Raw genomic sequence first — 15391 nt, forward strand, 5'->3', positions numbered from 1 at the left:
AAGGTGACGAAATGGGGCTCAAATTCCATTTCTTTCCGGCCGTTTTTCCCGATGAGACGCTTCACAGTGTCCTTTCGAGATACGCCCGGCTCTGTGGCGTACGTAGCTGCGGAGCAGTTTTTGATGGCGCGCGGTCCGCGAACTTCTTCTCGCAGAACGTAGCTTTTCCATGTCGACTAGCTGAGCTTGCCGACGCGCTGCCGTGTGGCACGGGCTTATCGCTAGACGAGGTCATAAAGCGCCATACGCAGCTGCCCTACTACGAACCTTTTTTGACCAAGCAACAGGTCGACGACGCCAATACCTTGATGGCGGGAAACGGCGAGGGGTTGATGCTAAAGTTGGGGTTAATCGCGAGTCGGCTCGGGTTCGCTTCGAGAGTGCGATTTTGCTTCGACTGTATTGCCCAGGACATGGCCTGTCTGGGAGCAGCGTACTGGCACCGTGTGCATCAGCTTCCAGGCGTTTTGATCTGTCCCCACCATGGAACCACGTTGAAGTTCCTTGATTACCGCTGGTTAAGCCGAAACTCTCGAAGAATGCACTTACCGGACGATGAGGACGTTCAGTCTCACTCCATTTCGTTAGACATCCCTCAAAATCTACAAAGTGCTCTGCACGAAATAGCGCAACGTTCGATGCAGGTGCTTGAGACTGATGTTCCTCCATTGTGTCCTGATGCGATTCGATCGGTGTTTCTGGATAGCGCTATTGCCTTGGAAATGGCTTCTGACATTGGTCGGCTGCACTTAGGTAGATTGGCGCGGCACATGTCTGCGTTCTTTGAGGCTCTTCCCTCCTCAGGGGAGTACTCGATACTGAGCAAATCGTCTGCGGATATACCGGCGGCCTGGGTTCTGAAGCTTTTGCGTAAGCCGAGGGGAACCCATCATCCGCTGAAATTCATCCTGCTGGCCTGTGCGCTGAAGGTCGACATGGAAAGGATACTGCGACAGAACGGGCGTATTACCGAGTCGCTTAATCGAACTGCCATTACCGAAACTCCTGGTGGACGAGCTGCCAACGGATCTTCAACCAATCGCTCAAGCACCAATGAGTATATGGGTGAGGCATCTGAAACGATCTGGACGCTGGCGCTCTCGGGGGCTAACGCGAAGACCATAGCGTCAGAAACAAGGAACTCGGTTACGTGCGTCTACCGAATGATACGCGCGATTTCGGATGGACCTGACCGATGGAAAGAGGCAAGGTTCTCGAAACAGCTGGATGATAGGAGGAATCGATTTGAGGGGGATTACAGAGCTCGCCTAGCTCATGAGTGTCGAGATTATGTGTGGCTTCATCGAAACGATCGGCAATGGCTGTCCGAGCGTACACAAGAGCCAGGTAAAGCCCACAGACCGCGCGGACAGCAGGCAGAAAGATTCAAAGCCCTCGACCTTAACCTTGCCAACGAAGTGGTTCAATGCGCTGAAATGTTACGAACGCTTCCAGGTAAACCTATCCGTATCTCACGGACAAAAATAGGCAGAGAGCTTCATGTGTTATCTAGGTTTGAAAAGCAGCTCAACAAGCTGCCGCGCTGTGAGGCTGCACTGGCAGCTGAATGCGAAACCCTTGATGCATTCCATAGGAGGCGTTTGAGCTGGGCCGAGCGAAAGATAAAACTGGACGGCAGACCAATTACTCAATCATCTATATATCGAACAGCGTGTATCAGAAAACCGCGCACAGGCGGACTGCATTCTGATTCTAGTATGGGTGTTGCTCTGTAACGCCATCGCCAGAAGTCCCGTCAATGAGCAGAAAATAGATTCGCTGTGTGAGTTTTTGGCGAAGCGATACACGAAGGATATTTATATGTGTTCGGTATTATATTATGACACCGAATAAAAACGGCTGATTTTTAAAGTTGTAGTTGATGGCTGTTCGCTCTGTGCTGCGTTCATAAAAATCCTTGCCTGGGTACAGGGTGATATGTGATAAAAGTACTCCTTCACAGGATCCACGTCCTACCAGAACCCACGCTAGAAAGTCGGCTACTCATGTCAAGCATTCTTTTTTTCCCAATATCGATGCCAGACGAGACACTGTTATCTCGTATTACTCGGTACCATTTTTTGTCCGGAAACAAAACTGAGGCAGAAACGTTTCATGATCTTTTTGGCGTTGCCCCATTTCAACTTTCGATTATACCGAAGCAATTAGAAAATCTTGCATCTCGATTACCAGGAATTAAAGAAAGCAATTTTAATGAGTTGCTTGAAATTAATACTCATTTTCCTGCATACAGGCCTTTTATAGGGTTATCAAAAGACCCCTCTAAGGAACTGGACAGAGTTTTGTCAGATGTTGCTCGAGTGCCTAGGTGGGAGGGCACCAAAAATAGCAGAGCCAAGATTTGCTTAGCCTGTGTGCAAGCCGACCTCATAGAGTCAGGTTATGCATATTGGCACCGCGCTCATCATGTGCCGGGCGTTACGGCCTGCTGGCGGCACGGCGAGGAGCTTCTTCAATCTTGTCCGAATTGCTCTCACCCTTTCTTTCGTAAAAACAAGTTATTACCTGTTTTAACCGAGGATTGTATTTGTGGATGGAACGCTATTACACCTGCGAACCGTTTACTGGCCTCATCTGAAGAGCGACAGTATGCAGTTTTTGTAAACGATATTCTGCAATGCAATCTGCCATCGGTGGATTATAAGGTTTTGGCGGCCTGTTATCGGCGTCAAGCAAAGAAACGTGGGTTTGTTCACGGAAATCTCATTGGCACTGCTAAATTGTTTAGCAGTATTCGCGATAAGTTCGGCGATGAAACTATTTCGAAAATTGACCTGGCATACGGAGCTGGCATCCGACGCCAATGGATTAGACTATCGACAACAAGAGGTCAAATCGATATGCCGTTGGCGCGGCACCTTCTAATATCTCTCCATCTTTTTGATAGTGCAGAGAAATTTGAGAAATGCTTAGCGGAAGAGTCTCTACTTACTAGCTCAGTAAACCCGACGGTCCGTCTTAAAGGGAAAGCTTTGCCAGAGAGTAAAAAAAAGGCTTATCGAGAGAAAATCTCAATACTACTTGAGGTTAAGCCAGGTATTGGTATGGACTATCTTTGGGTCAATGCCTATCAAGTAACACGCTGGCTCAACGAAAACGATAAGGACTGGTTGTTGAGTGTAATTACTAGGGACGTAAAGCAGAAGAATCGTATCGAGTCGGTGGTGAGCGATGAGGACGAAAAATACGCAACCATTCTTAAGAAAGGTGTTGAAAATTTGTACCGCATCACCCAAAAACAGGTTCGAGTAAATATCACTAACATGCTTGCACTTTTGCCGCGAAAATTAAGTAGGGAGCGTGCGACTCGTAAGTCATTTCCGTTGGTGTCAGAACAACTTGAACTTCATCTTGAATCTCTTTGGCATTTCCGGTTACGGAGATTTATATGGACGATGTCGGAGATCGCGAGACTTAAGTTACCCCCAAACAGCTCCAGCTTAAGGTTATTGACTACAGTACCTCATGTGGCCTGCCAAGCTTTCATAAATCACTTTGAGTGGGATTTAGATAACATGGTTAAAGAAGGTATTGATTGTGAAGTTACGCTTAGAAATACCGGCGTCTCTCGGCAATGGGAAGGGCCACCAGGTTATGATATTCCCATGGGTGGCAATGCATACTTAGAGATGATCGCGTCCAATACAAAGCTCTAGTAGACATTTTTATGGAATGGCACAGCAATGCTCTGGATCCGATGATCTCTGAGGCGAATTGCTGCGCGGTGGATGTCACTATTTATACCGACGCCAATTGCGTATCGATGGGGCATTGGACGTGCACCGATATCAGCGGCTTCCGCAGATACGGGTCTATGCCGCACACGCCAATATCGCCCAGTCAATGCCGCAGACATCGGCATCTATCTCTACGTCGGATTCAAGCATGTGCAATGGCATTACGTCGGTAGCTGGCGCAATCCACTCCAGACGGCAACACCACCCATTGAAATAGTGGTGTTCAGTGAGGCGGGGTATACGTAGAGCTGTAGGTCTTGAGAACGTGAGCCCACAATCAGTGATATCTCGGCGTAAATCAGACCATAGCGAAAGGGCTAACCGTCAGCTGTTGAGGAGATGAGCGAAGTTTTGCCTGCTGTTCATCGGAGTTAAGACCGGGCGATTTACGGGCAGCTATGCTGATTGGTGTGATTGATCATTCGACTCGATTTTTGAAGTGGGTCGGAGGGACGAATGAATCTGGCGGACCTAGTAGAACTGCTTTCCGGGGGTGAAAAAATACCTGGATGTGACCTTGCTCATTCAGACGCGGTGGCTCTGGTCGGATTTCACTTCCCAGGACGCCCCTACTGCCTAGTCGCTGAATGGGCGGTGTTTGATTTAGCGGTCTCCCCCCGTCAGTTAAAGGTCGTTGTTAGCAGAGGAGTGACTCCTACTCTGGTCAACGCTTTATTTGTTCTCCACGATAGCAATGGACGTTTCCCACGGGGTCATTGGGTAAGAACCTCATTGGGTGTTTCCTTCACTCACGATTGCCTGTTCGAGACAAAAAACACCGTTTATGTGTTGATGGGGCCCGGCCAAAGGGTACGAGCAAACCTGGACGTCGCGCAGAGCCTGTACTGAGAGTCGTTTAATATTTTAGGCTTCGACCGACTCAACTATCCCGGTTTTTTCTCGGTGCTTACCAAAACGTTGTGATGGCCACGTATCAGTATTCGTCCTTGAAAATAGGCCCATGGAGACCTTGTTTAATTCTGGTGAGCCAAGCGGCGTGCTTGCTTCAATTCAAACGAATGGCTCGCACCCACAGAGCCCTTGGCGATGGTGATGGGCTTTCTAAGGTGAAGTGCAAATTCTAGCGGAGTGGCGACACATGACCATGCCCTGCGAGCGTACCCGGAGTATTGTCCAAGCAGGCGAGTTCTTGCGTGAGCTGTCTCGAGATCAGACCCTCCCAGAATCTGTTCGTCAGCAGGCAAAAGGCCTCCTGCGGCATTACACAGAACCATGAGTGATCTTTGGGATATGTTCCATTGAAGAGTTGCTTCAAACGAAGGGTCCGAGCGATCAAGCGCGAGAGTCCGCGATAGTGGTCCACACTCCCCTGTTGAGCTCCAGCACCGACGGATAAGGCTGGGAAAATTTTCTCAGACTGAGTCTATGATAAAGACCATGGTCTGTGACAATCCGAGATGACGCGGTCCGCGCTTCAACGCTCCGAACTTCTTGCTAATGAACGGCGTAGCTTATTAAGCTGTATGTATATACAGTTAATGGGTTCGTGCGGTCTTACTGATCACCTAGGCGTTGAAGCCCGTAAGTGTTGTCGGGTGTCGAGATAAGCCCTGAAGTTTGCTGGTTAAGGTGTTATTTTCAGTGATTCCATATTGATACTATCGGAACGGAATTCGACCTATGATCACGCTGAAAACTGCCATTATTCACAGCTTCAAGAAGCTGGCCAAGACCAGCTTTATCTCCGAGGTGGTCAAGAAGGATGTGGCGCTCGATACTGAAAATCCCGCCTTGCATTTTCTGGTCAATGGTATCCACGGCCTCATCGGCAAAGAAGGCAACAGTGTAGTTTACGGCCAGTTTGCCAATGATGACCGTCAGGGGCCGTTTCCAGAGCGCTTCACCGCGTTCGTAGAAGTACAAGATGATGAAGCGCAATTTATCGACTTGACCCACTTGGCAATGGACCAACTGGTGGAGCAAGCCGGTAATCAAGTCTTATCGACCGGTGGCCATATCCTTTGCGCCCAGTACACCGCGGGCGCAACAGATTTTTTCCTGGTCGCCAGCATGAAGGAACGCGGTGGTATTCAGCTGGACGAGAACTATGTGCCTAAGGAAATTCAAGAGGTCGATCTCAACAAGGTTCAGCAGGCCGCCAGGATAAACTTAGCGAGCTTCGTGGCCATAAAGGCTATGGCAGCTGCGGCCGTTGCTGCGCCTGAGCAGGATGAGGATGACGCGGAGGATGAGGTGGATTCAACCTATCTGTGCTTCATCAGTCGGGGCCGTGATAGTCAGGCATCCGACTATTTCATTTCCGCACTTGGTTGTGCGAAAGGAGTAGCTTCCGGACGCGCTACCAAAAATGCCATTGATAACGTTGCACGGTTTTTTCGCGACAACAAAACGTTAAAAGGCTTTGGTTATAAGGCCAAAGAGTCGGTTATCAAGTATCTGGAGGAGCAGTTGGCCGCAGGCAAGTCTGCGCGCTTGGACGCTATCTGCCACGTCGCTGTCGCACACGTACCCGCTGACTTAGTGGATGAAATTGTTGGGCTGAAAGACTATTTGAATAGTGAGAAACATAAGGTGCCAGACGACTTTACGGTCAATGCGAAATCGCTGAAAGAGAAGACCCGTATCAAGGGGGACGCGGCTAACTGGTCGTTGCAATTCGAGCGTGGAGCGTTAGGTAAGGATCCGGCCGCAGACGTTTATTATGATGAGGGACGGAAGAAGTTGACCCTGTCCAATCTGACTGCCGAACTGGTTGGTGTGATCGAGAAAGAATTGCTGGCAAGGGTCGGCTAAGAATGTTTTCTAATGTGGTAGCTCTTTACCGCGCCATCGGAGCGCCCGCCATTGAGGACGGGGTCATCCGCTATGAGGGGAGGCCAACGCCTGACATTATCGGTGCGTTGCGAATGTGTGATGGCCTTCCCGCAGCCTATGGCAAGTTCGAGCATTGCTCTGAAGAAGCAGACTCTCTCGATATTGAGTTCCGCTTGCCATCGAACGAGTCGGGCCGGTTCTACACTAACTTAGGCGAATTTGTCGCTCGCAATGGCTCACTGGGCAAGGGCCAATTCCCGAGCAACGTATACATTGTTGAGCTCAGTTGGGCGGACAGTGATGACACTGAACCTCCGACGATTAAGGCGCTCAGACGCATCTGCCGGCTGATCGAGCTGCTTGCACTGCTAGCGATCGGTGTCGACAAAGACAGCAGCCAAGATGGTTATAATCTGTTCTTTGCCTTGCCTCCTGATGGGGCTAAGCCTCCGAGAACTTTTCTGTTGCCTACTCAGGTTGACATCGAGGTTCTTGACTATGAGCTCAACCACCTGAGCTTGTTGGAAGAAATACTCAATCGAAAAAACGAAAACAAGGCACACCTCTCCGAACGAAAATTAATGATTCGGATGGCGGTGGCTAGCGTCATCGAGAAGTTTGAGAGCGAGCCGAATCTGTTCTTGGTGATCGTGCGGGAGTGGCGGGAGGTCCTCGCCACGTACCGTGCGAATCTGCAAACCTATGTCTATAGCTTCTCGTTTGAGCGGGCCCGGCGCGAGGTGGCCCAAGCTGAAATTGACTATGGCACTAAGCTTAGCGGGGTGCTGGGCGACATCGCCGGCAAGATGCTCGCCCTGCCGATATCGTTAGCGGGTTTGGTCGTTCTGGAGAAAACAACCTCAAGATTCGAAGGTTTTATCCTTGTCCTTGGGCTGGCAGTGGTCTCTGTGGTGCTGCTTGCGATCCTTCAAAATCAAATGCTGCAAACGGAGCGCCTGCTGCACAGCTTCAATGTCATCTTCGATGATTTTAAGGACAAGATAAAAACCTATCCCCCGAAACTTCAGGGCTTGCTCAGGATCACCATCGACCAAGTCGACAAGCAGGGCCGAACCCTCACCAGGACCTTTCGGTTGCTGAAGGCGCTGTCCCTGCTGCCAATCGTCGGGGCTTTGCTGCTGGCCGCGATAAAATACAGGGACGATTTTGTATGGCTGTTAAAGACCAGCCTATCGATTGTGTTTTCGGTGCTCAACATAGCCCCTAATTTTCTCAGCCCATAAGGCTTTTGTAGTACGTTCGCTGTCTCATCTAGCTGCGCGCAGACGACTTATCCACCTGGAGCGGTAAAGCACCTCTCCATGAGCTGGAGGATATGTAGTTTTTAATAAAAAGCTTGTAGATACTCCATGTGGAACGCGAGTTGATTTCTGATGCTCGTATGACGCATTCAGCGTACTCCGCTAAAAAGTTAAATTTTTAATAGTCGAGCTCACGAGTACTATGGGACACCTTACACATATGTAATATTGGCGGCAGCTTTCTGAAAGGCATCATTGATTATCCTCTAGTCAGAAGTAAGTGAACTCTAGGAGAAAATCATGAAATCATTAAAAGTGTTTTTTGCCGCTTCCATTTTGACCTTGTCTTCTTTGGCCATGGCTGAAGGAGGCGGTGACCGTGTTTATGGTCGAATGATGCAAGAGAACCAGAAGGCGATGGAGCAGTACGCCTTAAAAAACGGAAAGACGGCACCTGAAGTTGTGCATTATAAATATGGCATGAACCTCGATGTTCAGAAGGTGGTCAGTGTCACGCAAGCTAACAAAACCTGTAGCGTAGGCCCTTCGCGCATGACATATGAAGATTCGGCGGGCAAGCTCAACACCTTGGAGTACATGGTCATGGGCACAAACTGCCCGCACGGAAGCTAGTAGAGATAAGCGATGTCTGCACCAGACTACTCGATATATTTTTAGGCATGCTTACTGTTCGCTGACATAGAAGTAATTTTCAGGTCACGCTGGAGTTATCTATTGTATGAAATTATGTCTGCCGGCGCGTAGAGGAAACCCTCACGTGCCGGTGGCTTTTATAATGATAAAAATATTTCACAAAGAAACTCTGCCAAGCTAAAGCCTGGAGTGTTAAATGAACAATAAAAGCTTTTACGGTCTTTCTCTCATTGCCCTTGGCATGAGCATGGGGCAAGTTGCAGTGGGCGTTGAACAAAAGCCTGAAGGGTTCATTGAGGGGAGCACCTTTAGTATTCTCAATCGAAATCTTTATTTCAATCGAGATTATCGAAAAGGCCAGTCAAGTCCTACGGGCAATGGCTACTCAGCAGAGTGGGCTCATGGCATTATCGGTCGTTTTGAGTCTGGTTTTACACAAGGCGCCGTCGGGTTCGGCATCGATGCGTTTGCAATGGAAGGCCTCAAGCTTGACTCAGGCGATGGTCGCTCAGGAGCTCGAAGTTCAGTCGATGTCTTGCCGCACAACAGTAAAGGCCAACCTGAAGACTCCTATTCAAAAGTAGGCGGCGCCGCAAAGGTCCGTTTCCTGGATACAGTCGTCAAGGTAGGGGATGTCTTTCCGTCGACTCCTGTCGTGGCGTATGGGGATTCCCGACTCCTCCCGGAAAGTTTCCGTGGTGCAACGTTTACCAACACCAGCATCAAAGACCTGACCCTTCAGGGTGGTCGGCTGCATGCGATGAGCCAACCCAACTCCAGTGGCATGCGTGATGGCTTTTCGACTTTCTACGCCGGGGCGGTTGATGCTCCGTGGATTGCTTATCTAGGGGGCGATTACACCGTCAATGAGCACGTAGGTGTAAGTCTTTACACCAGCCAATTCAAGGATGTTTGGAACCAGTATTACGCGGGCACCTCATTGAGCTATCCACTCTCAGACAGCGTATCGCTGATTGGTGGCTTTAATTATTACCGAGCCGTTGATGAGGGAAAAAAACTTCTGGGGAGCTTCGATAACAACATCTGGAGCGGCAAGACCGGGGTCAAATTCGGAGCTCATACGGTGACCGTCGGGTATCAGCGTAACAATGGCAACGACGACTTTGACTACCTACGTCAATCAGATTCGATTTTCTTGGATAACTCTATTCAGTACAGCGACTTCAACTCCCCGAAAGAGCAATCTTTGCAGCTACGCTATGATCTAGATATGCAGGCTTTCGGCATCCCCGGTCTTAGCTTCATGACTCGTTACGCGAAGGGTTGGGACGCGGACTATTCCAACGCGAACAGCGTGTACATGCGTCGCGGAGCGGATGGTGCCCCAGTACAGGACCAAAAGCGTTGGGAGCGAGACATTGAGGCTAAGTACGTCATCCAGTCAGGTTCTCTGAAGGACATGTCTTTGCGTGTTCGCCAGGCAACGACACGAGCCACCGATTTCGAATCTGATTTGGACGAGGTCCGACTGATTGTCGAATATCCACTGCAACTCCTTTAACGGGCACTAGCCCTCGGCACCAGGTGTCCGATTACCAGATACACCCGTCTCTTTGTTTCTCCTTTGGTTTTGGAGACGGCTTAGGCGCCCTAGTGGCGCCTTTTTTTGTGGATTGACATAACTGTTGGTATGTCCCGGCTGTCATTCCAGTGCTGATGTTGCCCTTCGTACGCTTTCGCACAATCTATTGCATAAACAAGTTCTGCACGAGCAGGTGGTGTTACCAACTGTGGAACCTGGAGACAGCCGTGCGTGCCAGATGATCGGCGGTTTGAAGTTGATGCTTATGGTGAAGGATTTTCCCGGGTTAGCCTGCACTTTGGCTTTATCGTGGAGCCTGACGTACCCGCAGCCTTGAGTCTCTGACACTTGAATGAGCTGGATTTCTGCCCGATGCATTCTACCTACGTCCTTAGCCGTGAAACGGTTATTCCGATCAAGCGTATCGGGATGGCTCGTTGGCGAGAAAGCTTGTTCACTTTTCTATTGAAGAACGTCAACGGCAACCTTAAATACTTTAATCTGCCGCTGAACCGAGTGATAGAACTGGGTACGTAGGTTGAGATATAGAAACAAACAAGGCCGCATATGCGGCCTCGTTTGATTCAGGGTGTTATTCGTGTGCGTGTCCGTGCTCAGCGCTCTCGGAGGTTGTTCCTTTCTCACCGCCACCGCCACCGCATGCCGTCATCAGGCCAAGAAAGCAGATCAGGAGCATCGAACGAATCAGCGTTGCTGGAGTTTTCATGGAATGACTCTTCAAAAAATGGATGAGATAAATGGTCTGTGGTCAGGCTGAACGCTGCATTTTCGGAAATAGAACATTCAGCGCGCTTCGAATTACTGTTTGACGCTTAAGTAATCGCCGGCCGTTTTCAGTGAGATGGTCACGTCGCTGTCGCTGCGATTACGCCAAAACCAACCATGGGTGCCGTCAAAAATGGCGGTGAATTCACCTTTATCACTTTTGACCTGCTTGCCCTTGTTGTAGCTGTGGAAGTAACCCTTTACCCCGTTGAAGGGCTCGCCATGGGTGTCGTAGTTCACAGGCCCACCAAATGCTGTCCATTCATAGATGACAGTCTTGCCCTTCAGCACTTCCAGTTTGATTTCTTTCCCCTCACCAGGCTTGAGCGTTACGGTGATTTGGGTCGCCTTCAAAGCAGGAGTTGATGTTGCTTCAGGTTGAGGGGCAGGTTTCGCAACTGGTTGAACTTGCGCAACATGCGGAGCTGGAGCTGGAGCTGGAGCTGATGCTTGCTGCGGAGCTGCATCCGCTAAAGCCTCTTGGGCAAGGATGATCTTCAGTTCGCCCATTTGGGTCAGCCCCAGTGCTCGGCCCACACCCGTTGGATCAACGGCGTATTCCGAAGGCATGACAACGGTCACCAGCAGGCCGACGGCAGTCAGCAGTGCAATGACGGTCGAACGCACCAGTTTGCGAGTGCTTGGCAATTCATTAACAGTTGGAAGCGGAGTATTGAACATGGTCAGAATTCCTTACGCAGAGACAAACAGGCCGGTGATCTGGTAACCCATCAGCAGGAAACCAGCACTCATCATGGCGACGTTGGCGGTATAGGCGTGGCGCCAGAAACTGCCGGTGCGCCGCCAATACCCCATCAGAATGAGAATCGCGCTGAGAGCCAGCAATTGGCCGATCTCGACGCCGACGTTGAATGCGATCAGGTTCGGAATCAGGCCATCAGGCGAGATTTCGTACTCTTGGATCTTGGTGGCCAGCCCGAATCCATGGAGCAGGCCGAAGATCAGCGTGGCCACCTTGGTGTTGGGTTGGACACCGAACCAGCGCTGGAACGCACCCAGGTTATCGAGCGCTTTGTACACCACCGAAAAACCGATGATAGCGTCGATGATGTAGGAGCTGATGCTGACCTCGGTCAGTACGCCAAGCAGCAGCGTGACCGAGTGGCCTACAGCAAACAGCGTGACGTAGAGCCCCACGTCTTTCAGGCGGTAGAGGAAGAAGATCACCCCGAACAGAAACAGCAGGTGGTCGTAGCCCGTCATCATGTGCTTGGCGCCCATGTAGATGAAGGGCAGCAACATTACGCCGGAATTTTCTTGGATGAAGCCCTTGTCACCTTCCGCGACGGCGTGAGCCATCGCCTCGGGCATCCCGAGGAAAAGTGCAGCGACAAGTAAAAACAACAGCAGTAGCGGGCGGTGCGATGGCGCAGTGAATGCGACAACGCCGCTCATCGAGTGCGAATGCATAGATCAATCCTACGTTGCATAGATCGAAGGCCGCAGTGCGGCCATGGTCAGGAGGCGAACGACGGACGGGGTGGACGCTCGATCAAGAAAATCGGCGGACGAGGAACGGAATATTGAGGGGCATCGACTCGCATGGAGAGCTTTGGTTGTGCCGCCAAACTCAAGTCGGAGGTGAGCTGCGGCGTCTCATGCTGATGGTCAGGAGTCAGCGGGGAATGGTAGTGATCCGAGTAGCTCAAGCTCGACATCTCCGCCTGCCCGTCATGGGCGTGATAGGTGTCTTGCGCGATCTCCCAGGCAGGTGACGTCGTCGTTACCGACAACGTATAGGCATGCCCAGCCCAAGCCATAAACATGGCGAGAGCAAGCACGAATACCACTGTCGTTGTCAGGGATCTGCTGAGCATAGTGTCCGGGGTTCTAACTCGTTTGTCGTGTTCGCAATACGTTTGACCATATCCCCCTGGGGGGGATAGGATGCCAGCGTAATTCATTGAGGCCCGAGGCTCAAGTCATGAGTGAGCAAGAACACGAACATAGCCATCCCCACACCCACCAAAGTCACGAGGCAATCATTAAGCGCCTCAAGCGGGCGGACGGCCATTTACGCGGCATCATCACCATGATCGAAGAGGGTCGTGAGTGTGTGGACATTGCTCAGCAGTTGCATGCCGTTGAGAAGGCAGTATGTCAGGCCAAGCGAACGCTCATCCAGGATCACATTGATCACTGTCTGGAGGACACCGTGTCGGCCCTGAACAACGGCGAGCGCGCTCCGCTAGAAGCTTTCAAACAAATCACCAAGTACCTCTAGGTCTGACATGCCCAACTTCGCTGAACTCTTGCAACAGGGTGGTTCTCACGCCTGGCTGTACTTTCCGAGTGCCATTCTGCTCGGAGCCTTGCATGGCCTGGAACCAGGCCACTCAAAAACCATGATGGCGGCCTTTATCGTGGCCATCCGGGGCTCGGTAAAACAGGCCGTATTGTTGGGCCTGGCCGCGACGCTGTCGCACACCGCTGTAGTGTGGTTGGTCGCCATCGGCGGTATGTATCTGGGCAAAGGCCTGGACGCTCAAACCACGGAGCCGTACTTCCAGCTCGCGTCCTCTGCCCTGATCATTGTGATTGCGCTCTGGATGCTGTGGCGTACCTGGCGTGGTGAGCAGATGTTCGAGTTCGAGCAAGGTGATGATCACCACCACGGTGAGCATAACCATGGTCATCATGATGAAACCCATCGAATTGATACCGGCCATGGCCGCGTAGAACTGTCGATATTCGAGGAGGGGATACCTCCCCACTGGCGTGTGAAAACGTTGAGTGGGCATACTTGGTCAGCATCAGACGTTCGCTTGATGACGACCCGCCCTGATGGCATTACGCAAACCTTCTCATTTGTTGAGCGCGAAGGTTTCCTGGAGTCTACGGTCAATATCCCGGAACCCCATGAATTCAGTGCACGCTTGAGTCTGGGCCATGCCGGCCATTCCCATGATTACGACTTGGAATTCCAGGAGCATGATCACGGGCACGCGCATTCAGAACTGGAAGGGTTGGAGTTATCGATTGATGGTTATCAGGATGCGCATGAGCGTGCCCATGCCAACGATATCCGCAAGCGATTCACCAATCGTGAGGTCACCACGGGACAGATCATCATGTTCGGTTTGACGGGGGGGCTCATTCCTTGCCCAGCGGCCATTACTGTTCTGCTGCTCTGCCTTCAGGTCAAAGAAGTCGCGTTGGGTGGCGTGCTAGTCCTGTGCTTCAGTATTGGTCTGGCGCTCACACTGGTAACCGTCGGTGCAGCCGCCGCAATTGGCGCCAAGCAGGCCTCCAACCGCTGGCCTTGGATGGGCACCGTCGCGCGTCGAGCCCCTTATCTGTCCAGCGTGCTGATCATCGGTGTTGGTCTGTACGTTGGCTTCCATGGCTGGATCGGCCTGAACGCATAAGGCGACGTCTGAGTGTTCGAACTCACCAGCTACGTTGGCCTTTTCCTGGCTGCATTCGGTGCCGCCACGTTATTGCCAATGCAGTCTGAAGCCGTGCTGGTCGGAATGTTGCTCTCCGACCGATACGTCGTATCTACACTCTTGGCGGTCGCCACTTTTGGCAACGTTCTTGGCTCCGCACTGAACTGGCTTCTGGGCCGTTCTGTTGAGCGATTCCGCCACAAGCCCTGGTTCCCCTTGAGCGAGAGCAAGTTAGAAAAAGCCCAGCACTCCTATCTGCGCTACGGGCGCTGGTCACTGTTGCTGAGCTGGGTGCCCATCATTGGCGATCCGCTGACGGTAGTCGCCGGAGTCATGCGCGAACCACTCTGGAGTTTCCTACTGATCGTCACCCTTGCCAAGGGCATGCGTTATCTCGTGCTGACCGCCGTCACGCTGGGGTGGACATGAAGACGGCTCATACAACCCCGCTCTCCCCACTCAAGAGTCGAAGCAGTAGCCTGGATCTGATCAAGTGGCTGGCAATGCTCAAAATGGTTATCGACCACTTACGATTGGTGTGGCCGGAAATGAGCAACCTGTTCATTCCGGGTAGGCTTTCCTTTCCGCTGTTCTGTGTCGCCATTGCGGCCAACGTAGCGCGCTCCAAACCGGGCGAATTGCTGACGGCGACGAATGGTCGATACCTTGCGTTGATGCTGTTTTTTGCCGCCATTTCAGAAGTGCTTTATCGCTACATCAGCACCTCGGGATCATTCAATGTGTTGGTGACGCTTGCATTGGGGCTGGTGATTGCCTTGGGATGGCAACATCGCACCTTGTTGAGCGGCGCTATCGCGTTGATGGCCGCCGCTGTTGCCTACGTGCTGGATGATTCTCTGATGTACGGCTTCTACGGTTCACTTGTTCCAGCGGCTGTCTTAGTATCAATAAAAACCCCCGGTGCTCTTTGGTTGCTGCCAGCGGCTCTATGCCTGTTGAGCAATACCCGCAGTAGCATCGTAACCAGGGCGTTGGACTTGGAAATCTATTCAATGTTGGCTTTGAGCACTGCGTTCGTTGCCCCCCTGATTGGACTCTGGCTTCTACGTCAAACATTCATCTTCAAGGTCTGGCCTGTGCGGCAATGGGGTTATTGGTTCTATCCTGGCCATCTTGTCGCTCTGCAAGCGCTACGTCTTCTGGTCTGAAGGCTGACCAACC

Annotated in this window: 14 protein-coding genes and 2 pseudogenes; 14 read left to right on the top strand and 2 right to left on the bottom strand. The window is 51.4% G+C overall.

The window, feature by feature from the left end; genetic code table 11:
• Window positions 1-11: 11 nt before the first annotated feature.
• From SNL23_RS22885 to SNL23_RS22925, 10 genes and pseudogenes are all read left to right on the top strand, one after another.
• A pseudogene (locus SNL23_RS22885) lies at window positions 12-485 on the top strand (TniQ family protein); the annotation flags it as partial.
• A 9-nt stretch (window positions 486-494) separates the two neighbouring features.
• Window positions 495-1736 carry a TnsD family Tn7-like transposition protein gene (locus SNL23_RS22890; protein WP_318303678.1) on the top strand — a complete coding sequence of 414 codons (1242 nt, stop codon included), beginning with the start codon at window positions 495-497 and terminating at the stop codon, window positions 1734-1736.
• Between the two features lie 270 nt (window positions 1737-2006).
• Entirely contained in the window at window positions 2007-3677 is a 1671-nt protein-coding gene (locus SNL23_RS22895; RefSeq protein ID WP_318303621.1) for a TnsD family Tn7-like transposition protein, read from the top strand.
• 537 nt (window positions 3678-4214) lie between these two features.
• A complete protein-coding gene (locus SNL23_RS31650) occupies window positions 4215-4607 on the top strand; it encodes a DUF6957 family protein (RefSeq protein WP_412104261.1) in 393 nt (130 codons plus the stop codon).
• A 256-nt stretch (window positions 4608-4863) separates the two neighbouring features.
• Window positions 4864-4995, top strand: coding sequence for a BPSL0761 family protein (locus tag SNL23_RS22900; RefSeq protein ID WP_318303679.1), 132 nt, complete (start codon window positions 4864-4866; stop codon window positions 4993-4995).
• Window positions 4996-5399: 404 nt separating this feature from the next.
• Entirely contained in the window at window positions 5400-6533 is a 1134-nt protein-coding gene (locus SNL23_RS22905) for a nucleoid-associated protein (protein ID WP_318303622.1), read from the top strand.
• A 2-nt stretch (window positions 6534-6535) separates the two neighbouring features.
• Window positions 6536-7798: a hypothetical protein gene (locus SNL23_RS22910; protein ID WP_318303623.1), complete on the top strand. Its 1263-nt coding sequence runs from the start codon at window positions 6536-6538 to the stop codon at window positions 7796-7798.
• Between the two features lie 318 nt (window positions 7799-8116).
• A complete protein-coding gene (locus SNL23_RS22915) occupies window positions 8117-8449 on the top strand; it encodes a DUF2790 domain-containing protein (RefSeq protein WP_318303625.1) in 333 nt (110 codons plus the stop codon).
• 217 nt (window positions 8450-8666) lie between these two features.
• Window positions 8667-9992 (top strand): OprD family porin, encoded by a 1326-nt coding sequence (locus SNL23_RS22920; RefSeq protein ID WP_318303626.1) that lies wholly within the window; start codon window positions 8667-8669, stop codon window positions 9990-9992.
• 172 nt (window positions 9993-10164) lie between these two features.
• Window positions 10165-10550 (top strand): annotated as a pseudogene (locus SNL23_RS22925) (KUP/HAK/KT family potassium transporter); the annotation flags it as partial.
• A 282-nt stretch (window positions 10551-10832) separates the two neighbouring features.
• Here the strand turns inward: SNL23_RS22925 and SNL23_RS22930 are convergent.
• Together SNL23_RS22930 and SNL23_RS22935 are read right to left on the bottom strand one after the other, a co-directional pair.
• Window positions 10833-11480 (bottom strand): transmembrane anchor protein, encoded by a 648-nt coding sequence (locus SNL23_RS22930; RefSeq protein ID WP_200624144.1) that lies wholly within the window; start codon window positions 11478-11480, stop codon window positions 10833-10835.
• A 12-nt stretch (window positions 11481-11492) separates the two neighbouring features.
• Entirely contained in the window at window positions 11493-12230 is a 738-nt protein-coding gene (locus tag SNL23_RS22935; RefSeq protein ID WP_318303628.1) for a HupE/UreJ family protein, read from the bottom strand.
• Window positions 12231-12744: 514 nt separating this feature from the next.
• On the opposite strand from SNL23_RS22935, the gene SNL23_RS22940 reads away from it, so the two are divergent.
• From SNL23_RS22940 to SNL23_RS22955, 4 genes are read left to right on the top strand one after another with little or no spacing between them, the layout of a single operon-like run.
• Window positions 12745-13044 carry a metal-sensing transcriptional repressor gene (locus SNL23_RS22940; protein ID WP_200624141.1) on the top strand — a complete coding sequence of 100 codons (300 nt, stop codon included), beginning with the start codon at window positions 12745-12747 and terminating at the stop codon, window positions 13042-13044.
• A gap of 7 nt (window positions 13045-13051) precedes the next feature.
• Complete coding sequence (locus SNL23_RS22945) at window positions 13052-14188, top strand: nickel/cobalt efflux protein RcnA (RefSeq protein WP_318303630.1); 1137 nt, start codon at window positions 13052-13054, stop codon at window positions 14186-14188.
• Between the two features lie 12 nt (window positions 14189-14200).
• Entirely contained in the window at window positions 14201-14638 is a 438-nt protein-coding gene (locus tag SNL23_RS22950) for a YqaA family protein (RefSeq protein ID WP_318303631.1), read from the top strand.
• Window positions 14635-15378 (top strand): TraX family protein, encoded by a 744-nt coding sequence (locus SNL23_RS22955; RefSeq protein WP_318303632.1) that lies wholly within the window; start codon window positions 14635-14637, stop codon window positions 15376-15378. Before SNL23_RS22950 ends, SNL23_RS22955 begins: the two co-directional genes overlap by 4 nt.
• Window positions 15379-15391 lie beyond the last annotated feature (13 nt).

The organism is Pseudomonas sp. SED1, assembly GCF_034044025.1.
Lineage (GTDB): Bacteria > Pseudomonadota > Gammaproteobacteria > Pseudomonadales > Pseudomonadaceae > Aquipseudomonas.